We start from the raw sequence: 23,491 nt of genomic DNA on the forward strand, positions 1-23,491 counted from the left end.
GAGTGAGAGCCGGCGATTGAGGCAGATTTCAACAAAGGTCGGGGCGGTCGGCGCCAGGGGGGGCAAACGCCGACCGCCACCTTCATTGGCCCGGCGCCGCCGAAGGAGGGGGGCGGGACGGCGGTGCCTTGGGGCCATGTGGGAAGAGTGCTCTCCAATTAAGGCGATTTCATGGCCGACATGCGGAGCATGATGCGGAAACACTCTTTCCACAAACCGGGGATAGGGGTAGTTTTCTTCCGCGTTAGCCCCCACTTAAGGGTGGTATCATTGCGCGATGCGGGTCGGGAACGCGGCGGGGGCCGAGTTTCGCGGCTCTGTCGTGCGTCCGGCCGAACGACCCAGGGACCATTGGGATGCTGGGTCTCAACTTTGATCGAGAGGATTTCGCCGTGCTTGAAGCCTATCGCCAGCATGTCGCCGAGCGCGCCGCGCTCGGGATTCCGCCCCTGCCGCTGTCCGCCGAGCAGACCCAGGCCCTGGTCGGCCTGCTCGTCAATCCGCCCAAGGGCGAGGAACAGACCCTCGTCGAGCTGATCACCTACCGCGTTCCGGCCGGTGTGGACGATGCCGCCAAGATCAAGGCGGAATTCCTCGACACGGTGGCCAAGGGCACCCAGGCCTGTTCGCTGATCTCGCGCGAGAAGGCGGCCGAACTGCTGGGCACCATGCTGGGCGGCTTCAACGTCAAGCCGCTGATCGAATTGCTGGGCGACGCCAAGGTGGGCGCGGTGGCCGCCGAGGGCCTGAAGAAGACCCTGCTGGTGTTCGACTTCTTCCACGACGTCAAGGAACTGGCCGACAAGGGCAATGCCAACGCCAAGGGCGTGTTGCAGTCCTGGGCCGACGCCGAGTGGTTCACCTCGCGCCCGGAAGTGCCGAAGTCGCTGACCGTCACCATCTTCAAGGTGACCGGCGAGACCAATACCGACGATCTGTCGCCCGCCCCCGACGCCTGGAGCCGCCCCGACATCCCGCTGCACGCCCTGGCCATGCTGAAGAATCCGCGTCCCGGCATCGAGGCCGACGAGCCCGGCGCCCGCGGCCCGCTGAAGCAGCTGGACGGCCTCGCCAAGAAGGGCAACCTGGTCGCCTATGTGGGCGACGTGGTCGGCACCGGATCAAGCCGCAAGTCGGCGACCAATTCGGTGCTGTGGTTCACCGGCGAGGACATCCCCTTCGTGCCGAACAAGCGGTTCGGCGGCGTCTGCCTGGGCACCAAGATCGCCCCCATCTTCTACAACACCATGGAAGATGCCGGTGCTCTGCCCATCGAGCTGGACGTCAACCAGATGAATATGGGCGACGTGGTCGAACTGCGTCCCTATGAAGGCAAGGCGCTGAAGGACGGCAAGGTGATCGCCGAATTCACCGTCAAGTCCGAGGTGATCTTCGACGAAGTGCGCGCCGGTGGCCGTATTCCGCTGATCATCGGCCGTGGCCTGACCTCCAAGGCCCGCGAGGCGCTGAAGCTGCCCGCCTCGACCCTGTTCCGCCTGCCCGGCGTGCCCAAGGATACCGGCAAGGGCTTCTCGCTCGCCCAGAAGATGGTCGGTCGCGCCTGCGGCCTGCCCGAGGGCAAGGGCATGCGTCCGGGCACCTATTGCGAGCCCAAGATGACCACCGTGGGCTCCCAGGACACCACCGGCCCCATGACCCGCGACGAGTTGAAGGATCTGGCCTGTCTCGGCTTCTCCGCCGACATGGTGATGCAGTCCTTCTGCCACACCGCCGCTTACCCCAAGCTGGTGGACGTCAAGACCCATCGCGACCTGCCGGGCTTCATCTCCACCCGTGGCGGCGTGGCGCTGCGTCCCGGCGACGGCGTCATCCACTCCTGGCTGAACCGTCTGCTGCTGCCCGACACCGTGGGCACCGGCGGCGATTCCCACACCCGCTTCCCCATCGGCATCTCCTTCCCGGCCGGTTCCGGTCTGGTGGCCTTCGCCGCCGCCACCGGCGTCATGCCGCTGGACATGCCGGAATCGGTGCTGGTGCGCTTCAAGGGCAACAAGATGCAGCCCGGCGTCACCCTGCGCGATCTGGTCAACGCCATTCCGCTCTACGCCATCCGCGCCGGTCTGCTGACGGTGGAGAAGAAGGGCAAGAAGAACGTCTTCTCCGGTCGCATCCTGGAAATCGAGGGTCTGCCCGACCTGAAGGTGGAACAGGCCTTCGAGCTGTCCGACGCCGCCGCCGAGCGTTCGGCCGCCGCCTGCTCGGTCCGGCTGGATAAGGCTCCGATCATCGAATACATGACGTCCAATATCACGCTCATGAAGTGGATGATCGCCAACGGCTATCAGGATCCGCGCACCCTGGGCCGCCGCATCAAGGCCATGGAAGCCTGGATCAAGAAGCCCGACCTGCTGGCGCCCGATGCCGACGCCGAATACGCCGCCGTCATCGAGATCGATCTGGCCGACATCAAGGAACCCATCGTCGCCTGCCCCAACGATCCCGACGACGTCAAGCTGCTGTCGGAGGTCGCCGGTGCCGGGATCGACGAAGTGTTCATCGGCTCGTGCATGACCAATATCGGTCACTTCCGCGCGGCGGCCAAGGTGCTGGACGGCAAGTCCGACATCCCCACCCGCCTGTGGATCGCGCCGCCCACCAAGATGGACGCCATGATCCTCAACGAGGAAGGCTATTACAGCACGCTGGGCAAGTCGGGCGCCCGCATGGAAATGCCCGGCTGCAGCTTGTGCATGGGCAATCAGGCGCAGATCCGCAAGGGGTCCACCGCCATGTCCACCTCGACCCGTAACTTCCCCAACCGTCTGGGCATCGACACCAACGTCTATCTCGGTTCCGCCGAGCTGGCCGCCGTCTGCGCCCTGATGGGCAAGATCCCGACCCCGGCCGAATACCTGGCCCAGGTGAGCGGTCTTGCCGCCAAGTCGGGGGATATCTATCGCTACATGAACTTCGACCAGATCGCCGAATTCCGCGATCAGGCCGCCACCGTCACGGTCTGAAGGCCGAGGTGAACCAAAGCCCCCGCCGGGTGACCGGCGGGGGCTTTATGTTGTCATCAACATTGTAATCCATCTAATACGCATGTGATAATGCCCTTTCGAGACCGGGGGATTAACCAATGTCCAATTCCCGAACGGCACCCACCAGCGGCAATCACCTCATCGATGGTCAGCACGGCCATCTGACCGAGCTGATCAACCATGCCGCCGCCGCCCTTCGTGATGGCCGCGGCGACTTCAACGCGGCGATTCTGGCGTTTCATCGGGCCCTGGAGCATCATTTCGCGGTGGAAGGGGTCATCTTTCGCGGTGCCGGTTTCGGCGCGTCGCAAGAGCATGACGATGCCCACGCCGTCATCCTCGATCGCATCCGCACCATCGCCGATTCCCTGGCCGATCTGGGGGGCGCCAGCGATCGCCACGGCGTTATCGATGAGATGGAACGGATCCTGTTCGATCACGAATTGCTGGAAGATTCAGGCTATTGGGAGTCCGTGCGCGACGATGCATCACGCTTGACGGCGACCTGGGATTCCTCGTTGGAAACCGGAATCGATTGGATCGATGACCAGCACCGCCATCTGATGGTTCTGATCAATCAGATGGTTGCCCTCGGCCCGTCGGGAGACAAGGCGGCGGTGACGGAGGCGATGGATCACTTCCGCCGTCATGTCAGCCAGCATTTCGCGGCGGAGGAACGTTATCTCCAAACGCAGGGTCTCGGCGTTTCGACCCATCGGTCCGACCATATCCGCCTGATGGAGGAATTGGAGGATCTGACCACCGGCATCAATTCCGCGACGCTGGCGGTGAACTATCTGCGGTTCTGGATTCTCGACCATATCCGCACCACCGACTTGCCCGATTTCGGCAAGCGGTAGCTATTCTTCGTTTTCCAACGAAGCCACATAGCGCAGCCCGTCGAGGGCGGTGGCGAACCACTCCTCGCGGTTATCGTCCTCGGCATGGACCAGATAGGCGGGGCGGCGGAACTCGGGCGCCCCGGTCACCAGGGACAGCCGCCCGGCCGCCAGATAGCCGCGCGCCACCCGCATGGGCAAATAGCCGGTGCCGCCATAGGCCAGAATATGTTGCAGGCCGAGCGCGCCCAGACCCACCGAGACCGCCGGGGTCTTGAGGTCGGGAAAGGCCTGGCTGTGGGCGGCGCGGAATTCCGGCCCCCAATCCACCAGCACATAGTCGTCGTCCCATTCGTCGACGGCGCGCCGCCGGGTCGAGACCATGACCAGACGCTCTTCCAGCAGCTTCTCGATATGCAGGCCCGGGCGCGAGGTGGGAGAATACATGACCCCCACGTCCAACAGGCCTTCGATCAACTGGCGCATGATGCCGTCGGACAGCCCGACCTCGGCCTTCAGCGCCACATCGGGCATGGCGGTGCGCATCCAGGGAATCCACTGCACCAGCAACCGATCCCACAAAGAGAACTGGCCACCGATATTGAGCACGGTGCGATAGCCGGGCGGCAGTGCCAGTTCCTGGCGCGCCTGCTCCCACACCCGGACCATGGTGGTGGCGTAGCGGCGGAATTGCAGCCCGGCGGCGGTCAGTTGGGTGCCCGACTTGGAGCGCACGAACAGCGGGCGGCCCAATTCGTCTTCCAGCGCCTTGATACGCATGCTGACGGTGGACTGGGTCACCGAAAGCCGGTCGGCGGCACGGTTGAAATTGCCGGTATCGACGATTTCAAGAAAGGTTCTGGCGAGGTCGATGTTCATGGTCGGTCCGGTGGGCGCGGATCATGCTGCGCTGCAATATCAGACCATGTTGTAGCGCAGTCATGCGCCAACATCAACCATGCGGAGGGTTCAGATCAAAATATTTGATGCATGGGTGGGATTGCTCCCACCCATGTGGGTCATCATAAACGGCCCCTCAGGCGCCGGGCGGGTCACCTCCGTGACCCTTGGCTTCCGTGCCACGAGGCACGGCGGCCTTCGGCCTTGCCTCCACGCCGATGACCAAGGTCATCGGCGTATGGGAGAATCAAGCGCGGGCGCGGGCCTTGACGTCGCCGCGCATGCGGGCGACGTATTCCTTCAGCTGACGCTCCATGCTGGCGAAGGTTTCGCGCAGCGCCACGTAGATGTCTTCGTTGACGTGGCTGTCCTTGGGGTCGCGCTTCACCACCAGCTCGGAGCCGGGCACGGTGATGTCGAGACGGATATGGAAGGGTTCACCCTTGTGATGAAGGTTGGAGGTATTGCGATGGTGCGACTCGATCACCACGCGACAGCTGGTGATTCGGTCGAACAGTTGCTCCAGCTTGGCCACCTTCTCGCGGATGCGGGTTTCGACGGCGTCGGAATGATCAATGCCGTGAAAGGTGATCTGGAGGGGAATCTGCATCAACGTCTCCATCAAAATCGGTCGCGTCTTGGCCCCAGTCCTAGGGGCGGCAGCGACTTGGTTCTTTTTCGCGCCCGCCAGCGGTCGCGGCGTGCGAATTCCGGGCGGCATACATAGCCGCTTGCGGGCGCTCAGGCAATGCCCGGAACGAACTTTCATTGTCTCGGAGAATCGTCGGACTTGCAACCGTCCGAAGCCTCCCTCATATCAGGGCGCTTTCCATTTCATAGCTTGTGTGGAGTCCCAAAGGCCATGGCCGAAGAAAAGCGTCAATTCCAGGCGGAAGTCGGCAAGCTGCTCGACATCGTCGTTCACTCGCTCTACTCCAATAAGGAGATCTTTCTGCGTGAACTGATCTCCAATGCCTCGGATTCCTGCGACCGGCTGCGATATGCCGCGCTGACCGAGACGGATCTGCTGTCCGGCGACCCGGACTTCGTCATCCGCCTGATCCCCGACGAGAAGGCGGGAACCCTGACCATCGCCGACAACGGCATCGGCATGACCCATGACGAGCTGGTGGCCAATCTGGGCACCATCGCCAAGTCGGGCACCTCGGAATTCCTGTCGCGCCTGACCGGCGACGCCAAGAAGGACGTCAATCTGATCGGCCAGTTCGGCGTCGGCTTCTATTCCGCCTTCATGGTGGCCGAGGAGGTCAGCGTCGTCACCCGCAAGGCCGGTGACGCGTCGGGCTGGCGCTGGGTATCGGACGGCAAGGGCGAGTTCACCGTCACCGAAGCCCCCGAGGCCGCCCGTGGCGCCGCCATCACCTTGAAACTGCGCGAGGCCGAAAAGGAGTTCACCGAGGCCTTCCGGCTGAAATCCATCGTCAAGAAGTACTCCGACCATATCGCCATTCCGGTCAAGCTGAAGGACGGCGATAAAGAGGAGGAAACCGTCAACTCCGCCTCCGCCCTGTGGACGCGGTCTAAGTCCGAGGTGACGGCCGAGCAGTACAAGGAGTTCTACCACCACGTCGCCCATGCCTTCGACGAGCCGTGGTCGACCCTGCATTTCAAGGCCGAGGGCGCCATCGAATATACCGGCCTGCTGTTCGTGCCCAGCTCGAAGCCGTTCGACCTGTTCCAGCCCGACCGCAAGCAGCATGTGAAGCTCTATGTGCGTCGCGTCTTCATCACCGATGATTGCGAGGAGCTGCTGCCGCCCTATCTGCGCTTCGTGCGCGGCGTGGTGGACAGCCAGGATCTGCCGCTCAATGTCAGCCGCGAGATGCTGCAGCATAACCCGATCCTGGCCAAGATCCGCTCGGGCCTGATCAAGCGCGTGCTGGGCGAGCTGAAGAAGAAGGCCGAGGATGCCGAGGGCAATTACGACGCCTTCTGGGACGCCTTCGGCGCCGTGCTGAAGGAAGGCATCTACGAGGATTTCGAGCGCCGCGACGAGATCCTGGAACTGTGCCGCTTCCGCTCCACCCATGGCGACGGCTGGACCACCCTGGCCGATTACGTGGGCCGCATGAAGGACGGCCAGGAGGCCATCTACACCATCACCGGCGACGATCTGGCCAAGCTGAAGCAGAGCCCGCAGTTGGAAGGCTTCAAGGCCAAGGGCGTCGAGGTGCTGCTGCTGACCGATCCCATCGACGAGTTCTGGGTCTCGGCCATTCCGCGCTACCAGGAAAAGGATCTGCGCTCGGTGACCGCCGCAGGCGCCGATCTCGGCAAGGTCAAATCGGCCGAAGCCGACGACAAGAAGGCCGACGAGGCCCCCGCCGACGAAGTGGCGACCCTGATCGAGGCGCTGAAGCTGGCCCTGGGCGACAAGGTCAAGGATGTGCGTCCCTCGGAACGCCTGACCGAATCCGCCGTCTGTCTGGTGGCCGATGCGGGCGATATGAGCATGCATCTGGAAAAGATGCTGCGCGCCCATGGCCAGGCCCCCGGCGATAAGCCGCGAATCCTGGAGATCAATCCCCGCCACGGGCTGATCAAGGGCCTGGCGGCCAAGGTCAAGGCCAGCGGCACCGGCCCATTGGTGGAAGACATGGCCGCCCTGCTGCTGGATCAGGCCCGCATCGTCGAGGGCGAACCCCCCGCCGACGCCAGCGCCTTCGCCCGGCGTCTGGTCTCGGTGATGGAACTGGGGCTGTAAGCCGCGATCAAAATCCGTTCTCCTCCGTCATTCCCGCGAAAGCGGGAATCCATGGACCCCCGCTTTCGCGGGGGTGACGGGAATAGGGAAGGCGCGGATAAGAGATGACACTCTTTTCCGCGCCTCCCGGTCGCGACGGCGGTCAGGCCGCCTTGGATTCGATCAGCTTGGCGTCGGGGGCCGCGTCGATTTTGATGGTCCGGGGCTTCATGGCCTCGGGGATCTCGCGCACCAGATCCACCGACAGCAGACCGTTCACCAACGACGCGCCGCCGACCTTGATATGGTCGGCCAATTGGAAGCGGCGTTCGAACGAGCGCCCGGCGATGCCGCGATGGAGGAATTCCACCTTGGCCTCATCCCGGGTCAGCTTGCCCGAAATGGTGAGGGTCGAGCCCTCGGCGGTCAGGGTCAGATCGGATTCAGCGAAACCGGCCACCGCCATGGTGATGCGGTAGTGGTCGTCGCTATGCTTCTCGATGTTATAGGGGGGATAGGATACCGACGCCTCGTCGGCGCGGGCGGCCGTCTCAAGCAGATGGTTGAGATGGTCGAAGCCGACGGTGGAGCGGAACAGGGGGGAAAGATCAAAGCTGCGCATTTCCAGTTCTCCTTTGCGAAGCAACCAGCTTGGCGGCCCATGGCCACCGCGAGGCCCCGTCATGGCGGCCCCGCGCAAACGAGATAATGCGATGTTTCGAGTCGTCAAGAGGGGGGCGGCTCAATGCAGCCCCCTCTCGATCAGCAGCTTAGCTGGCGGTGACGTAGGCCCGCATGGCCTCGGCCTCGAACTCGGCGCGTTCCAGGCTGTTGGACACCATGTCGCGGATGCTGACGATGCCCGCCAGCTTGCCGTCGGAGAACACCGGCATATGGCGGAAATGGTGGTTGGACATCATGCTCATGACCGAGGCGACGCTGTCGCTGGCCTGGCAGACCAGCGGGTCGCGGGTCATGTGCTCGCCCACCGGGGCTTCGGTGACGCCAGAGCCATGGGCGGCCAGACAGCGGGTGACGTCGCGTTCGGTGAAGATGCCCACGGTCTTGTCGTTCTCGTCGACCACCAGCACGGCGCCGACCTTGAACGACGCCATCCCCTTGATCGCATCCATCATGGTCTTGGTGGGCAGGATCTTGAAAACCTTGTTGCCCTTCTTGGCGAGAATTTCCGAGACAAGCATTGATGCACTCCGTGTCTGGATCCAGGGGGACCGGATCGATTGGCGCAGGCGGTGCGGCTTCCGCCTGACTGCGCGGGTAGGATAACCAAATCCCTTCGGGTGAGAAACCTTAAACCAGCAGCACCCGATTGGCCGCCGCCGCCGCCGCGCCTTGGGGCAGCTTGACGCCCTGGGCGAGCAGGGCGGCTTCCAGCGCCGCAAGGCAGGTGGTGACGTGATGGGGGGTGGCGCTTTGGCCCATCAGGCCGATGCGCCAGACCTTACCCGCCAGGGTGCCCAGCCCGGCCCCGATCTCCAATCCGTGCTGGTTCAGCAGGGTGGTCCGCACCAGGGCCTCGTCGACGCCGTCGGGCACCAGCACGGCGTTGAGCTGCGGCAAGCGCGCCCCTTCCGCCACCAGCAGGCCGAGTCCCATGGCCTCCAACCCGGCGCGGAGCGCCTGATGCATCATGGAATGCCGCGTCCAGGAATGTTCGATGCCTTCCTCGTGCAGCATGACCAGGGATTCGTGCAATCCGTAGAGCGCATTGATGGGGGCCGTGTGGTGATAGGCCCGCTTGGCGCCGCCGCCCCAATAGGCGGTCAGCAGGCTGAAATCCAGGAACCAGCTCTGCACCTTGGTCTTGCGGGCCTTCAGGGTCTCGACGGCACGGTCGGAGAAGGTGACCGGCGACAGGCCGGGCGTGCAGGACAGGCATTTCTGGCTGCCGGAATAGGTCGCGTCGGCGCCCCAATTGTCCACCAGCACCGGAATGCCGCCCAGCGAGGTCACCGCATCGACGATGGAAAGCGCGCCATGCTCGCGGGCCAGTTCGCACAGGGTGCGGGCGTCGGATTCCACCCCGGTTGAGGTCTCGGCATGGACGAAGGCCAGCGCCTTGACGCCGGGATTGGCCTTCAAGGCGGCTTCCACCTTGCCCGGGTCCACCGGCGTGCCCCATTCATCCTCAACTACGATGGCGGTAGCACCGCAGCGCTCCACATTTTCCTTCATGCGGCCGCCGAATACGCCGTTGACGCAGACCACCACCTTGTCGCCCGGCTCGATCAGATTGACGAAACAGGCCTCCATGCCCGCCGAGCCCGGTCCCGACACCGGCAGGGTCAGGGCATTGGCGGTGAAGAACGCCTCCTGCAACATGGACTTGACCTGATCCATCATGACGATGAATTGCGGGTCGAGATGACCGATGGTGGGCCGCGCCATGGCGGACAGCACCCGGTGGTGCACATCGGACGGCCCCGGACCCATCAGGATACGCTGGGGCGGCTGGAAGGGCTTGGGAGTCATGGTGGCGCTCCTGGTGTGGGGGCGGGGACGGGAAGGGGCGGAACCTGGGCGATGCGGACCTGACCGGCGGTCAGGACTCCGTCTTGCAGGGTTAAAGGCACGGTCAGGGTCGGACGGCCCTGGGAATCGGGCCGGGCCAGGATCGCCATCATGATCTTGGCGGCCTCGGCCATGCCGGGATCGATCAGTCGGACCTGAACAAGCCGCGTCACCAGCTCGCCCCAGCCGCGAATCCGGGCGGTGGTGGCGATCAAGGGCTGCAGCGCCGAATCCAACGCCAGGGTGCCGTTGGCCTCAAGGGTCAGCGGCGCCCACTCGACGGTGATGCGGTCCAGCTCCACCGTGCCGCCATCGGCGCTCCACGCCGCCAGGGCGGCCAGCGGCGCCGCATCGGGCGGGGCTCCCAGCAGGCGCGCCTCCACCTGCACGGTCTCCAGCCGCCGGGCCAGCGGCAGGTTGGTGAGCTCGGGCAGGTCGAGTCCGCGCAGGGACAGGGTGGCGGCTAGGCTGGGCTTGTCGTGGCCGGATTCCGGCGGGGTCAGCCGCTCCGCCGTCAGGGCAAGGCTCGCGGCGCTCAGCGGATCGACGCCGGGCTGTTCCAGCACCAGGGTGGCCGCATCCACGGTCACGGCGGACAGCTTGCCCTCGGTGGTCAGGCGCAGGCGGGCGGTGGCGGTTTGGGCCGAGATGATGCCCGACCAGTCGAACCCGGAAAGCCGATGGAACCCCGGCGCCTCCACCGTCACATGGAGTGGGTCGGCCAGGGGAAGGGTGATGGTCACCCCATCGGCCTTCCATGACAGCCCGGCGGGCGAGCGCAGCGACAGGCTGTCCAGCCGGGCGGTGACGGCGCGGGGAAAGCCGCCCAGGACGGGTTCGTCCATCTGGACGGTCCAGCCTTCGGCGCGACGTTGCGCGGCGAAGGACTCGATCCCCTTGCGCATCTGCCCCGCCACGTGGAACCAATAGGCGGTGACGGACACGGCGACGAGGCCGATCAGGGCGAGGATGATGACGCGGAACCGGATGGACATGGACCCTGCCGACAGGAAAGCGGACTCAACCTCTACTCCGGCCGCCGCCGCTGGACAACCCTTCTGGGTGTTCGCCTATGGCTCGTTGATGTGGCGGCCCGACTTTCCCCATGTGGAGGAACGTCCGGCCCGGCTCAAGGGCTATCGCCGCGCCATGTGCATTCTGTCCAACCATTATCGCGGCACCCATGAACGGCCCGGGCTGGTGCTGGGTTTGGATCGCGGCGGTTCCTGCCTGGGCCGCGCCTTCCGGGTGGAGGACGCCCTGGCCGATGCGGTGCGGCAAACCCTGCATGACCGCGAGATGATCACCGGCGTCTACGCGCCCCGCTTCCTGCCGGTGACCCTGGATGACGGGCGCCGGGTGGCGGCCTGGGCTTTCCTGGCGCGGCGCGACCACGACCAGTATGTCGCAGATGACCTGGATCGCGCCGTGGCCCTGATCCGCCAGGGCGTCGGTCAGGCGGGCACCAGCCGCGACTACCTGGCCTGTACCCTGGATGCCCTGGCCGCCATGGGGGTGGAGGACAAGGCATTGCGGCGGCTGCTGGCACGGGTGGATGATGCGGGTGGGCCGCCAGCCGACAGCTAATTCAGCCGGTCGCTAATTCAAATAGACCATGCGGCCGCCCTCGGCGAAGCCGCCCGAGGCGGCAAGATCCTTGAAGAAATTACGGATGCCGCCCATTGACCCCAACAGGCTGTTGATGGGGCCGGGGCGCAGCGACAGGCCATGCGCCCCCAGCAATTGCTGCTCGGTCGCCTTGGTCGGCGCGAACAGGATCAGGTCGTTATGGTCCAGCTTGGCCAGAACCGCGACCCGGGTCGCGTCCATGTACTGCACCAGAAAGATGCCCGGCGCGATGCGCGCCGCGCGCGCCGTGCCGCCCCGGCCCTTTTCGGCGCCGTCGGCGATGACGTCGTACAGCTTCTCCGCCTCGTTCCAGCGAACCGCCACCTCGACCCCGTCGGGTCGGCGATAGCGGCCGTCCTTGACGCCGTCGACCCGGATGGAGGACGACATGGGCACGGCCTCGCCGTCCACCTGATAGCAGGCGGACAGGACGAGAAGAGTCAGAAGGGCGAAGACGCGGCGCATGGCATACCCGATGTCTGAAGGCGGAACCGACCCGGACCCTAGCACGGCTTGTGCGTATCGCTAATTGACCTCGGCCAAGTGCTTGTTCCGGCCCGACCGAATCGCTACAGTCCGCCTGCCTATTCCCCGGAGGAACCATGTCTGAGCGCGTCCTGATCGTCGATTTCGGCTCGCAGGTGACCCAGTTGATCGCGCGGCGCGTCCGCGAGGCCGGGGTCTATTGCGAAATCCACCCGTTCAACCGGGTCACGGTGGAGAGCATCCGCGCCTTCGATCCCAAGGGTGTGATCCTGTCGGGTGGCCCCGCCTCGGTGACCGAAGCGGGCTCGCCCCGGGCTCCCCAAGGCCTGTTCGACATGGGCCTGCCCATACTCGGCATCTGCTACGGCCAGCAGACCATGTGCGAGCAGTTGGGCGGCAAGGTGGAGCCAGGCCATCACCGCGAATTCGGCCGGGCGCGACTTAGACTTAAAGAGCAGATCTATGCGACTGGCGACTGTGACCTATTTGCTGGGATTTACGAACCGGGCTCCGAACCCGAGATTGATGTTTGGATGAGCCACGGGGATCGGGTGACTGAGCTTCCGCCCGGATTTCGGACGATTGCCACCTCTGTCGGCGCGCCCTTCGCTGCCATTGCCAACGATGACAGGCGGCTCTACGGCGTCCAATTTCATCCAGAAGTTGTGCATACTCCTGGAGGAAAGCAGCTGCTGTCCAACTTCGTCCACAAGATCGCGGGCTGCGCCGGCGACTGGACCATGAAGGCGTTCAAGGCCCAGGAGATCGCCAAGGTGCGCGCCCAGGTCGGCAAGGGCCGGGTGATCTGCGGCCTGTCGGGCGGCGTCGATTCCTCGGTGGTGGCGGCGCTGCTGCACGAGGCCATCGGCGATCAACTCACCTGCGTCTTCGTCGATACCGGCTTCATGCGGACCGGCGAGTCGGAACAGGTGGTCAGCGTCTTTCGCGACCGCTTCAACATCAAGCTGGTACACAAGGACGCTTCCGCGCTGTTCCTGTCCAAGCTGGCGGGCCTCACCGACCCGGAAAAGAAGCGCAAGATCATCGGCGCCACCTTCATCGACGTCTTCGAGGAAGAGGCCCGCGCCGTGGGCGGCGCCGATTTCCTGGCCCAGGGAACCCTGTACCCCGACGTGATCGAATCGGTCAGCTTCACCGGCGGGCCGTCGGTCACCATCAAGAGCCACCACAATGTGGGCGGCCTGCCCGAACGCATGAACATGAAGCTGGTGGAGCCGCTGCGCGAATTGTTCAAGGACGAGGTCCGGGTGCTGGGCCGCGAGCTGGGCCTGCCCGACGATATGGTGGGCCGCCACCCCTTCCCCGGCCCAGGCTTGGCCATCCGGGTGCCCGGCCAGCCGTTGACCCAGGAAAATCTGGATATCTTGCGCAAGGCGGACGCCATCTATCTGGACGAGATCCGCAAGGCCGGTCTCTACGATCAGATCTGGCAAGCCTTCGCGGTGTTGCTTCCCGTGCGCACCGTCGGCGTCATGGGCGATTCGCGCTCATACGACTATGCCTGCGCGCTACGCGCCGTCACCTCCACCGACGGCATGACCGCCGATTTCTTCCCCTTCGACATGGCCTTCATCGGCCGGGTGGCCAATCGCATCATCAACGAGGTCAAAGGCATCAACCGGGTGACCTACGACATCACCTCGAAGCCGCCGGGCACGATTGAATGGGAATAATCCTCGAAACAAATACATAGTAAAATCAGTCAGATAGACGTGACCTGCTAAAGCGGGTCACGGCATCGGTCTTCGTATCGTTGACGGTAAATCGGTTGCCGCCGTGGCTTCAATCGTGAGCAATAGATAGTCTTGATACTGACATCTCAATTTCTTCAATAAGCTTTCGTCTGGTAACGGGCTTGACGATATAGCCATCAACATGATGCGCTTTTGCGAGCATTACATCATCTTGGTGATCCAAAACCGTGACCATAATAAAAATACAATGTGATCCGGCGCATCTAATATATTCTAGTAGTTGTAGCCCATCAATTTCCGGCATTAGCCAGTCCGCTAAAATGACGTCAGGTAATTTTACAGTAGACTCAATATAACTAATGGCATCCTTGCCGCTATTTACGGCGTGTATGTTCTTGAATCCGTCGGCCAGTAGAAGTTTATTAATGATTTTGTTTGTTGCCGCGCAGTCCTCGACGACCAATATGGAAAAATCTAAAAGATGCTCGGGAAATGGCTGATTTCTAGGGTGCAACATGTCTGCGGTTCCCTGTCAGAGCGTTTCAGAATTAAGGCGGCCTGAATATGGAACATATTGTATCAATTTTGGAGCGCGCAGACCATAAATTTGATTTGGTTGCTCGGATGCAAAGCTTTCAACTGAAATACGGAGGTGCCAGCTTCGGCTGACGCCTCCCGTTCAATCCATTGAATGTTAAGTGACATCGACCGCCCTGTTGCTTGTAGTAAAAATATTTATCAAATATAAAATATGAATGTCGTCGATTTTGTCTGAGTGGCAAATCTGTCTAATATGCCGAAAATATACTGAACTATGAAATATTGAGTGGAATTAAATCTCTGAAAATCAGAATTGATATTTTGTATATTGTTAATGATGTTGAGCCTAGTGCGGAGTTGGCCATTATAATAATGATCATAGACTTCTATCGAACCTACTGGTTGAAAAGATAGCAAGCTATATCAATGCACTGGCAAAGTGGAGATTATTGAGCGGGAGAGATGCCGCCCGGCGCTTGCGGGCTTCGGTGACCGGCTCCGCTCATCGAGATTTGGTATTATTTGTCTTTTCAAGCATGCCCACAGCAAATATTCTTTTGATTGGCGCCTCGTCTAGCCAAGACATCTCGCAGTGTGGACATCGATGGCGATTTCGGCAGATGATTTCACATCGTCGCGTCATGGCGGCACTCGGAAGTTGGTGGTGGCCCTGGCAGTCGCCGCCATCATGACCACTTGGACCGTGGCGGCGGCGTGGCTGTGGTTCGACCGCACGGAAACCATGGCCGCGGCCAAGGAAAGTCTGTGGAGCCGCGCCGTCGTTACCGCGGAACAGACCGAACGGCTGTTCTCGGTGGTGGACATGACATTCGCCGGGATCTCCGAATATCTGGCCGCCAATCCCGCCGTCGATCCCATCACCAGCCCCACCGTCAACCGTCTGGTCGAGGATTGCGTCGGACTGCTGGATTCCACTCTCAGCATCCGCATGATCGATACCGGCGGGGCCATGTATCTGATGCCAAAGCAAAGTCGGCATCCGGCGGCCATGGTGCCGGACCGCGACTATTTCCGCGAGGCGCAGGCAGGCAAGATGTTGGTGTTTCATCCGGTGTTCAGCCGCATCACCAGCGAGTGGACGATTCCGGCGGCGCGTCGGCTGGATCGCCCGGCGTCGGGAATCGGCATCGTCGCCGCCGCCATCCACACCAAGCGTCTTGGGCAAATCTATGATGCGGTCCGGGTGGGCGGATCAGGCACCGTCGGCCTGTATCGTGACGACGGTACTCTGCTGGCAAGAGCGCCATTGGGCGAAGGGCTGCTGGGGCGGAAATTCGCCAATCTGACATTTCAGCGGCTTGGCGAGACGGCAACCCCCGAATCGGTCGCCGTGATCGAAAGTTCGCCCGTGGACGGGATCCCGCGTTTGGTGGCGTCGCGGGCCATCAAACGCTACGACATGATCCTGGTGCTGACGTCTTCGCTCGCCGAGGTGCTGGAGCCGTGGCGGCACAGACTGACGCTCGCCCTGGTCGGCGCCGCGTTCATCACGGGAATGATCATCGTCGGGACCGGCATGCTGTGGCGGTTGCTGCGACAGCTCCAGACGGTGGCTCAGGATCAGAACTCGCGCATCCGTGAGCTGTCTGATTTCAATTCCCTGGTGGTCGATCACTCCCCCCTGGCGCTGCTGGCCTATGCCGAGGACGGTGGCTGTGTCCTGGCCAATCAGGCGGCGGCCGATCTGGTGGGGGCCAGCAGGGACCAGATGCTGACCCAGAATTTCCGCAACGTCCGCAGTTGGCGGGAATCCGGCCTTCTTGACGTGGCGGATGACGTGCTTGCCCATGGCGGCCATCGCCACATTGAACTTCAAGTGACGTCCAGTTTCGGCAAGCTTCTGGACATGGAAGGCGATCTGGTGGCGTTCGTCGCCCGGGGCAAGCCGCATTTGCTGCTGGTGGCCAGCGATATCAGCAACCGGGTGCGGGGCGAGCGCGAGGTTCTGAAGGCCAAGGAAGAGGCGGAGCAGGCCAATAGTGCCAAAAGCAAGTTCCTGGCCAATTTCAGCCACGAATTGCGTACGCCCCTGAATGCTATTCTTGGCTTTTCCGATGCGCTGTTGTCCGGTGTGTTCGGCGAAGCCTATCCGCCGCGCTGCACCGAATATATCGGCCATATCAATGATGCGGGGCAACACCTGCTGTCCTTGATCGACGACATCTTGGATATTTCCATCATCGAGGCGGGGCGGCTGGAACTGCATACGGACACGGTGGATCTGTCGCAGCTCTATGCGGAAGCGGTGGAGATGGTGCGCGCCCGCGCCGCCAGCAAAAATCTGACGCTCCAGACGAACCTGCCGCCGGTCTCGCCGAAGCTGCGGCTGGATGGCCGCCGCATGCGTCAGGTTCTCGTCAATCTCCTGGTCAACGCCATCAAGTTCACCCCGGTCGGCGGCGCCGTCACGCTGGGCGCCGTGCAGCGCGATGACGGTGGGGTCCATATGGTCGTCGCCGATAACGGCGTCGGCATGGACGCCGACGGAATCGCCAAGGCCATGAAGCCGTTCGGCCAGTTGGGAGATCCCGCGATCCGTCGTGAACAGGGCGGAGTCGGACTGGGATTGCCGCTCAGTCGACAACTGGTGGAACTTCACGGCGGCACGCTCGCCATCGACAGCGTGCCGGGCGTCGGAACCGTGGTGACCATCACCCTGCCCGCCGACGCGGTGGTGTAGAGCGCCGTGAGAGCGGTCAAGCGGCCGGAGGGCCGCGCCCGGTGAGGGGCAGACATAATGCTAGATCATCGTGCGTCATATTTGGCGCACGATGATCTAGCCGCCCATATAGGGTTTGAATTCCATATCGCTGTTGGTGATGTGGCTGATCAGCCAAGTGGCCAGCGAATCGCCCAGGGTGCGGATGATGCCGGAGCGGATTTCCGCGTCGCCGTCGTCATAATGGCTTATCACCGCGTCCAGGCGCTTCAACAGCATTTCATGGGCGGTGCGATGGGCTTCCCTGTCCGGAAAGCCGATGCGGGCCTGGAGCGCTTCCTCGCGGATGAAATGGTCGCGGCATAACTGGGCCAGTTCCGCCAGGACCTGCCTGATTCCAGCGGCTTCGCCCCCGCCGGCCGCCGTTTCCAGCAGGGCGATCAGCTCCATCATGCGGCGGTGATCGGCGTCGATCACCGCGTCGCCGAGCGCGAGAGTCTCATCCCAGGCGATTGACATGCGTCTGCCTCCGCGAGGGACTCTAGCCGAGGAATGGCGTAAGGGAAATAACGGATGAGGTCGGACGCCCCTATAAGTGAATGAGGGTCGGCGCCAGCCAGCCCAACAGGCCGAAGGCGATGCCTACCGCCCCCAAGCCACCGGCCACGAAGGACAGAACCAACATCCCGGTCACCACCGAGGCCGAGGCCAGCACGATGGCGATCTGCAAGGCGGCGGCGCCATATTCGAACAGGTGATAGGCCGACAGGGCATAGTCGCGGTGGGCTTCCTCCGCCTTGGCCTTGGCCGCCAGCTCCTTGCGGCCCTCGCCGGATTCCGGCTCGGAATCATAGCGCTGGGCGGTGGCGCGCCAGTCGGCGACCTTCTTGGTTACCGCCTCCGAGGCGGGCGCCGAGAGTTCAAGCGCGTCGGCCGAGGTGCGCAGCATGGTCGAACGGATATGCTTGGCCTGATAGAAGGCCCACAGGTCATTGGCGTGGATATTGGCCGCCAGCGAGGTGTTCTGCGCACTCTTGCCACCCGCCTCGATGATGGCCAACAGCATGGCCAGCACGCTGATCAGAACGGCGATCTTCTTGTTTCGGCTGGTCTTGCCTTCGTCATGGTCGTTTCCGTGGCCGTGACCATGATGGGCGGTGTGGTGAATGGTCTCGTGCGTTTCGTGCGCTTCCATCTGTGGCCCTCTATCCGCTACCCTGTGACGGTTCAATTTGAAAAGGAGAGCCAGAGTATGTTCGCCGTCCACTGCAAGGACAAGCCCGGTCATCTTCAGACCCGTCTGGATAATCGCGCCGCCCATCTCGAATTCCTCAAGGCCAATATGGACAAGGTGGTGCTGGCGGGGCCGCTGCAGACCGATGATCGCCATGGCATGGTCGGCAGCCTGCTGGTGTTCGATATCGCCGATCGCGCCGCGCTGGATACCTTCCTGGCCCAGGACCCCTACGCCAAGGCCGGCCTGTTCGAGAGCGTCACGGTGACGCCGTTCAAGAAGGTTTTTCCCTGATGGCCTATTGGCTGGTCAAGTCCGAGCCGACCGCGTGGTCCTGGGACGACCATGTCAGGAAGGGAGTCCAGTATTGGGACGGGGTGCGCAATCATCAGGCGGCCGGAAATCTCCGGGCCATGAGGCTTGGCGACCGCGCCTTCTTCTACCACTCGGTGGAGGAAAAGCGCATCGTCGGCGTGGTCGAGGTGGTCCGCGAATCCTATCCCGACCCCACCGATCCCGAGGGCAAATGGGTGGTGGTGGACTTCAAGGCGCTGACGCCGGTCAAGACCCCGGTCACCTTGGCCCAGGTCAAGGGCGACCCCCGCCTGGAGCATCTCGCCCTGGTGCGCCAGTCCCGCCTGTCGGTCACCCCGGTGGACGACGCCTCGTGGCGGCTGATCTGCGATCTGGCGGGGGTGGAGGCTTAACCTCCACCTTTATTTGCAGTCTTGCGTCGTTCGGCTTGAAGGCGCATGGCCCCATACGTCACTTGATCGAATATGTGGGCGAGGTGGTGGGGACCGAAAGTTCGATAACGCTGATTGTGAATCAGATTGTCGTAAGTGCTTCCAGGCATGGCGCTCTTTCGATGGGGGAAGTACATGTACTCGCGAAGATAGTCTTGCAGCAGATCGGGATCGATAGCGGTGGATCCTTCCGCGATCTCCGCGTCGGTTGAGGGGTATAGACCCTTTTCAGCGAACCGCATCATGTACCGAATGGCGACCAATATAGACAGGCGTTCGTTGATATCCACAATCTCTTTGGCGGGAGAGACTTGGCTGTCCCTGGCCTCTGCCTCCTCAAGGTCTTTTATGCGATAAGCGTTACTGGTGGGTTTAAGCTTGCGAATCCAGAACGCCTGATAGGCGATATGCTTAATCGCGTGAACGCCGTGGGGGTGATCCCGCTCCATCTTGTTGATGTCGCGCTTCCATCGGTGGATGATATCGACGAGGCGGAACATCGAGACTTGCGCGTCTATGTTGAGGCGTGTCAAGCATTCCTGAATCTCGCGATTCAAGTGCTCCGCCAAACGCCACAACAGGGTCATTTCGTTTTCGTCTACTTCGTTCAGCGCCATTTAGACGATCCAGCCATGAAAAAAACCTCGATAGATTGTGGCGCCGACCAAAAAAAAGCGCCTACCCGGAAACTTCGGGTACAATGGTGACGATATCGATGGCCTTTTTGGGTTCTGCGACAAAAACCTCACATGCCTCTTCGAAGCTGTAGCCCTTGTTCGGAGGGGTTGACCGGACCAAGCCGGACTCGATGGTATCCTTGATCAGCTGCTGGAGGGCTTCGCCATCCACCGGCGCCCATGTGCTGCCATCGGGTAAATTGCGTGCCATGAAGTTTCCCTTTTTCGAATCGGACTTGCCGCCGGAATCCATAAAAATCCCATAAGCGGCGAAGCCAGGGGTTAAATCATCAGAAAATGTGCTGTGTCAAGGTGAGTATGAATCTGATTTTAGATTTTGCAACACCTAGTTCATGAAGGCTTCGATGTCCACGATATATGGGAGTTCGCTTAAACCGCTCTGCCGTCTCGACGCCATCGCCGACCCCGGCGCCAAGGAGTTCAAGCGCCATGGCAAGCGGGTCTTCGTGGTGCGTCGGGGGGACGAGGTGTTCGGCTATGTCAATTCCTGTCCCCATGTGGGCGCGCCGCTGAACATGGAGGACGACGCCTTTCTCGACATCTTCAAGACCGGCATCCTGTGCGCCAATCATTTCGCCCTGTTCGAGATCGACACCGGACGGTGCGTGCGCGGCCCCTGTAGCGGCCGCGCCCTGGAATCCTACCCGGTTTCCGTCGTCGACGGATGGGTGGTGGAGGGATGACGACGCAGGGTTGATTATCATTATGTTACGGCATGCCTCCTACCCTTTCGAGCGGGCTTGTCTCCATGGCCCGAGTCGAACATAATCAGTGCCCGCAGTAATGGGGAAACACCCCGCGCCGACGAAAAGTCGAGCACGGGTTAATCAGAAAAGGGAGACACCCCCGAAATGTCCGAGGTCTATCCGATTCCCGCTGAAACCGCTAAGAATGCCCTTATTGACGAGAAGACCTACAAGGAATGGTATGATCGTTCGGTCAAGGATCCCGAGGGCTTTTGGGGCGAACACGGCAAGCGCGTCGACTGGATTAAGCCCTTCACCAAGGTGAAGGACGTTTCCTACAACGACGATGTCCATATCAAATGGTTTTATGACGGCACCTTGAATGTCGCCGCCAATTGCCTGGACCGGCATTTGGCCAAGCGCGGCGACCAGACCGCCATCATCTGGGAAGGCGACGATCCTTCCGAATCCGCCCATATCACCTATCGCGACCTGCACGAGCGCGTCTGCCGTCTGTCCAACGCCATGACGGAAAAGGGCATCAAGCCGGGCGACCGTGTCACCATCTATCTGCCCATGATTCCGGAGGCGGCGGTCGCCATGCTGGCTTGCGCCCGCGTCGGCGCCATCCACTCCATCGTGTTCGGCGGCTTCTCGCCCGACGCCCTGGCCGGTCGCATCCAAGATTGCGATTCCTCCATGGTCATCACCGCCGACGAAGGCCTGCGCGGTGGCCGCAAGGTTCCGCTGAAGGCCAATGTGGACAAGGCGCTGGAGACCTGCTGGTCGGTCAAGAACGTCATCGTGGTCAAGCGCACCGGTGGCGCCATTCACATGGTGGCCGGTCGCGACGCTTGGTACGAAGAGCTGGTGGCCAAGGCGTCGCCGACCCATGCGCCGGTCGAGATGGATGCCGAGGCTCCGCTGTTCCTGCTCTATACGTCGGGTTCCACCGGCAAGCCGAAGGGCGTGGTTCACACCACCGGCGGCTATCTGGTCTATGCCTCCATGACCCACCAATACGTCTTCGACTATCACGACGGCGACATCTACTGGTGCACCGCCGACGTGGGTTGGGTCACCGGTCACTCCTACATCGTCTATGGTCCGCTGGCCAACGGCGCCACCACCCTGATGTTCGAGGGCATTCCCAACTACCCGACCGTGTCGCGGTTCTGGGACGTGGTGGACAAGCACAAGGTCAACATCTTCTACACCGCGCCCACTGCCATCCGTTCGCTCATGCGCGAAGGCGAGGAGCCGGTCGCGAAGACCAGCCGCAAGACCCTGCGTCTGCTGGGTTCGGTGGGCGAACCCATCAATCCCGAGGCGTGGAACTGGTACCATCGGGTGGTGGGCGAAGGCCGTTGCCCCATCGTCGATACCTGGTGGCAGACCGAGACCGGCGGCATCCTGATCTCTCCGTTGCCGGGCGCCACCGCGTTGAAGCCCGGTTCGGCCACCCTTCCGTTCTTCGGCGTCGTGCCGCTGATGGTGGATGCCGAAGGCAAGGAACTGCTGGGTGCCACCGAAGGCAATCTGTGCATCGCCGACGCTTGGCCGGGCCAGATGCGGACCCTGTGGGGCGATCACGAGCGCTTCAAGCAGTCCTACTTCACCACCTATCCGGGCCGCTACTTCACCGGCGACGGCGCCCGTCGCGACGAGGACGGCTATTACTGGATCACCGGCCGCGTCGATGACGTGATCAACGTGTCCGGTCACCGCATGGGCACCGCCGAGGTGGAATCCGCCCTGGTCGCCCATCCCAAGGTGGCCGAGGCCGCCGTGGTGGGTTACCCGCACGAGATCAAGGGCCAGGGCATCTATGCCTATGTCACCCTGATCCAGGGCGAGGAGCCGTCCGAGGAACTGCGCAAGGAGCTGGTCAACTGGGTCCGCAAGGAAATCGGCCCCATCGCCAGCCCCGACCTGATCCAGTGGTCGCCCGGTCTGCCCAAGACCCGTTCGGGCAAGATCATGCGCCGCATCCTGCGCAAGATCGCCGAGAACGATTACGGCGCGCTGGGCGACACCTCGACCCTGGCCGATCCGGGCGTGGTGGACGATCTGGTGGAAAACCGCATGAATCGCGTCTGATTCGGCGTATAAGGAACCTGGGGGCCCGTGGAGCGATCCGCGGGCCCTTGGCGTTTCAGGGGACCGCATGATCAAGATCGTCATCCAGGCCATTCTCGCGTTCGGCGGCCTCTATCTGCTGTTCATCGGCCTGCTGGCGTTGAACCAGCGCGGCATGATCTATCATCCCGATCCCACCCCGGCCGATCCGGCCGAGGCCGATGTGCCGGAAATGGTGCCGGTGCCGCTCAAGGCCGACGACGGCTGGCCGGTGGGCGGCTGGTACGCGCCGCCGCGCAATTCCGACAAGCCCACCGTGGTGTTCTTTCACGGCAATTCCGGCACCGTGGGGTCGCGGGCCTTCAAGGCGCGGGCCTTGCTGGACGCGGGCTTTGGCGTCTTCCTGGCGGAATATCGCGGCTATGGCGGCATGGCGGGCAAGCCCAGCGAGAAGGGGCTTTACGCCGATGCCCGGGCGGTTCTTTCGTGGCTGATTTCCCGTGGCGTTCCGGCCAGCCGCATCGCCCTCTACGGCGAGTCGTTGGGGGCTGGCGTCGCCCTGGAAATGACGCGGCTGATGGATCCGCTGCTGGTGGTGCTGGAATGCCCGTTCACCTCGCTGCCCGATCTGGCGCCGCCTTATGTCCTGCCGCCCTTCGCGGCGCTGGCCATGGTGGACCGCTTCGACAATCTGTCCAAGATCGGTGCTTTGAAGGTTCCGCTGCTGGTAGTCCACGGCGAGCAGGACGAGACGGTGCCGGTGGCCATGGCGCGTCGCCTGCTGGCCGCCGCCGATATGGATTATAAGGAAAGTCTGTTCCTCCCCAACGCCCACCACAACGATCTGTGGGACCACGGCGCCGGTGAAAAGGTCATCGATTTCATCCGGCGCGGCGGGAAGTAGCCCAGGGCCAATCGACCTTCAAGCGGATAGAAGGGAGATCGGCCACAGATGCACACAGAGTCCCGCTGCGCGGGACACAGATAAGGAAATCTCTCACTTCATCTGTGCTTATCTGTG

The 23,491-nt window shown here is 62.5% G+C and carries 23 protein-coding genes; 11 read left to right on the plus strand and 12 right to left on the minus strand.

The window, feature by feature from the left end; translation table 11 throughout:
- Positions 1–392: 392 nt before the first annotated feature.
- Positions 393–2,981, plus strand: coding sequence for a bifunctional aconitate hydratase 2/2-methylisocitrate dehydratase (gene acnB, locus CU669_RS02520; RefSeq protein ID WP_112142272.1), 2,589 nt, complete (start codon positions 393–395; stop codon positions 2,979–2,981).
- A 119-nt stretch (positions 2,982–3,100) separates the two neighbouring features.
- The gene (locus CU669_RS02525; protein WP_112142196.1) at positions 3,101–3,862 is read left to right on the plus strand and encodes a hemerythrin domain-containing protein; all 762 of its coding nucleotides are present in this window, start codon (positions 3,101–3,103) and stop codon (positions 3,860–3,862) included.
- Here CU669_RS02525 and CU669_RS02530 read toward each other — a convergent pair whose 3' ends face one another.
- On the minus strand, positions 3,863–4,720 hold the full coding sequence (locus CU669_RS02530) for a LysR family transcriptional regulator (RefSeq protein WP_112142197.1): 858 nt from the start codon (positions 4,718–4,720) through the stop codon (positions 3,863–3,865).
- Between the two features lie 268 nt (positions 4,721–4,988).
- On the minus strand, positions 4,989–5,351 hold the full coding sequence (locus tag CU669_RS02535) for an HPF/RaiA family ribosome-associated protein (RefSeq protein ID WP_112142273.1): 363 nt from the start codon (positions 5,349–5,351) through the stop codon (positions 4,989–4,991).
- A gap of 252 nt (positions 5,352–5,603) precedes the next feature.
- Between CU669_RS02535 and htpG the strand changes: the two genes are divergently transcribed.
- On the plus strand, positions 5,604–7,466 hold the full coding sequence (gene htpG / locus CU669_RS02540; RefSeq protein WP_112142198.1) for a molecular chaperone HtpG: 1,863 nt from the start codon (positions 5,604–5,606) through the stop codon (positions 7,464–7,466).
- Positions 7,467–7,608: 142 nt separating this feature from the next.
- Here htpG and CU669_RS02545 read toward each other — a convergent pair whose 3' ends face one another.
- From CU669_RS02545 to CU669_RS02560, 4 genes are all read right to left on the minus strand, one after another.
- Positions 7,609–8,067, minus strand: a complete 459-nt coding sequence (locus CU669_RS02545; protein WP_112142274.1) for an Hsp20 family protein — start codon at positions 8,065–8,067, stop codon at positions 7,609–7,611.
- A 148-nt stretch (positions 8,068–8,215) separates the two neighbouring features.
- A complete protein-coding gene (locus CU669_RS02550; RefSeq protein WP_112142199.1) occupies positions 8,216–8,647 on the minus strand; it encodes a CBS domain-containing protein in 432 nt (143 codons plus the stop codon).
- A gap of 109 nt (positions 8,648–8,756) precedes the next feature.
- Positions 8,757–9,938 (minus strand): pyridoxal-phosphate-dependent aminotransferase family protein, encoded by a 1,182-nt coding sequence (locus CU669_RS02555; protein WP_112142200.1) that lies wholly within the window; start codon positions 9,936–9,938, stop codon positions 8,757–8,759.
- Complete coding sequence (locus tag CU669_RS02560; protein ID WP_112142201.1) at positions 9,935–10,972, minus strand: DUF2125 domain-containing protein; 1,038 nt, start codon at positions 10,970–10,972, stop codon at positions 9,935–9,937. The genes CU669_RS02555 and CU669_RS02560 overlap by 4 nt, the downstream gene beginning before the upstream one ends.
- Between CU669_RS02560 and CU669_RS02565 the strand changes: the two genes are divergently transcribed.
- The gene (locus CU669_RS02565; protein WP_239988489.1) at positions 10,965–11,564 is read left to right on the plus strand and encodes a gamma-glutamylcyclotransferase; all 600 of its coding nucleotides are present in this window, start codon (positions 10,965–10,967) and stop codon (positions 11,562–11,564) included. The two genes, CU669_RS02560 and CU669_RS02565, sit on opposite strands and share 8 nt — an antisense overlap.
- 12 nt (positions 11,565–11,576) lie before the next feature.
- On the opposite strand, the gene CU669_RS02570 is transcribed toward CU669_RS02565, so the two are convergent.
- Complete coding sequence (locus tag CU669_RS02570; protein ID WP_112142202.1) at positions 11,577–12,071, minus strand: hypothetical protein; 495 nt, start codon at positions 12,069–12,071, stop codon at positions 11,577–11,579.
- A 137-nt stretch (positions 12,072–12,208) separates the two neighbouring features.
- Between CU669_RS02570 and guaA the strand changes: the two genes are divergently transcribed.
- Positions 12,209–13,786, plus strand: a complete 1,578-nt coding sequence (gene guaA, locus CU669_RS02575) for a glutamine-hydrolyzing GMP synthase (RefSeq protein WP_112142203.1) — start codon at positions 12,209–12,211, stop codon at positions 13,784–13,786.
- 109 nt (positions 13,787–13,895) lie between these two features.
- On the opposite strand, the gene CU669_RS02580 is transcribed toward guaA, so the two are convergent.
- Positions 13,896–14,324 (minus strand): response regulator, encoded by a 429-nt coding sequence (locus CU669_RS02580; RefSeq protein ID WP_112142204.1) that lies wholly within the window; start codon positions 14,322–14,324, stop codon positions 13,896–13,898.
- A 627-nt stretch (positions 14,325–14,951) separates the two neighbouring features.
- Between CU669_RS02580 and CU669_RS02585 the strand changes: the two genes are divergently transcribed.
- On the plus strand, positions 14,952–17,048 hold the full coding sequence (locus CU669_RS02585; RefSeq protein ID WP_112142205.1) for a sensor histidine kinase: 2,097 nt from the start codon (positions 14,952–14,954) through the stop codon (positions 17,046–17,048).
- Between the two features lie 96 nt (positions 17,049–17,144).
- Here the strand turns inward: CU669_RS02585 and CU669_RS02590 are convergent, their stop codons facing one another.
- Together CU669_RS02590 and CU669_RS02595 are read right to left on the minus strand one after the other, a co-directional pair.
- Positions 17,145–17,546, minus strand: a complete 402-nt coding sequence (locus CU669_RS02590; RefSeq protein ID WP_112142206.1) for a bacteriohemerythrin — start codon at positions 17,544–17,546, stop codon at positions 17,145–17,147.
- Between the two features lie 70 nt (positions 17,547–17,616).
- A complete protein-coding gene (locus CU669_RS02595) occupies positions 17,617–18,222 on the minus strand; it encodes a DUF4337 domain-containing protein (protein ID WP_112142207.1) in 606 nt (201 codons plus the stop codon).
- Between the two features lie 57 nt (positions 18,223–18,279).
- Here CU669_RS02595 and CU669_RS02600 point away from each other — a divergent pair, with 57 nt between their 5' ends.
- Together CU669_RS02600 and CU669_RS02605 are read left to right on the plus strand one after the other, a co-directional pair.
- Positions 18,280–18,555 (plus strand): YciI family protein, encoded by a 276-nt coding sequence (locus CU669_RS02600; protein ID WP_112142208.1) that lies wholly within the window; start codon positions 18,280–18,282, stop codon positions 18,553–18,555.
- Positions 18,555–18,968, plus strand: coding sequence for an EVE domain-containing protein (locus tag CU669_RS02605; RefSeq protein ID WP_112142209.1), 414 nt, complete (start codon positions 18,555–18,557; stop codon positions 18,966–18,968). The genes CU669_RS02600 and CU669_RS02605 overlap by 1 nt, the downstream gene beginning before the upstream one ends.
- Here CU669_RS02605 and CU669_RS02610 read toward each other — a convergent pair.
- Both CU669_RS02610 and CU669_RS02615 read right to left on the minus strand, forming a co-directional pair.
- A complete protein-coding gene (locus CU669_RS02610) occupies positions 18,965–19,624 on the minus strand; it encodes a hypothetical protein (RefSeq protein ID WP_112142210.1) in 660 nt (219 codons plus the stop codon). The genes CU669_RS02605 and CU669_RS02610 overlap by 4 nt on opposite strands.
- A gap of 61 nt (positions 19,625–19,685) precedes the next feature.
- Complete coding sequence (locus CU669_RS02615; RefSeq protein WP_112142211.1) at positions 19,686–19,937, minus strand: hypothetical protein; 252 nt, start codon at positions 19,935–19,937, stop codon at positions 19,686–19,688.
- A 112-nt stretch (positions 19,938–20,049) separates the two neighbouring features.
- Between CU669_RS02615 and CU669_RS02620 the strand changes: the two genes are divergently transcribed.
- The 3 genes from CU669_RS02620 (at position 20,050) to CU669_RS02630 (ending at position 23,374) form a co-directional block, all read left to right on the plus strand.
- Complete coding sequence (locus tag CU669_RS02620; RefSeq protein WP_112142276.1) at positions 20,050–20,388, plus strand: Rieske (2Fe-2S) protein; 339 nt, start codon at positions 20,050–20,052, stop codon at positions 20,386–20,388.
- Positions 20,389–20,556: 168 nt separating this feature from the next.
- The gene (acs, locus tag CU669_RS02625) at positions 20,557–22,491 is read left to right on the plus strand and encodes an acetate--CoA ligase (protein ID WP_112142212.1); all 1,935 of its coding nucleotides are present in this window, start codon (positions 20,557–20,559) and stop codon (positions 22,489–22,491) included.
- Between the two features lie 67 nt (positions 22,492–22,558).
- Positions 22,559–23,374 carry an alpha/beta hydrolase gene (locus CU669_RS02630; protein WP_112142213.1) on the plus strand — a complete coding sequence of 272 codons (816 nt, stop codon included), beginning with the start codon at positions 22,559–22,561 and terminating at the stop codon, positions 23,372–23,374.
- The last annotated feature ends 117 nt before the right edge of the window (positions 23,375–23,491 follow it).

This window comes from Paramagnetospirillum kuznetsovii (assembly GCF_003284725.1).
In the GTDB taxonomy this organism is placed as follows: domain Bacteria; phylum Pseudomonadota; class Alphaproteobacteria; order Rhodospirillales; family Magnetospirillaceae; genus Phaeospirillum; species Phaeospirillum kuznetsovii.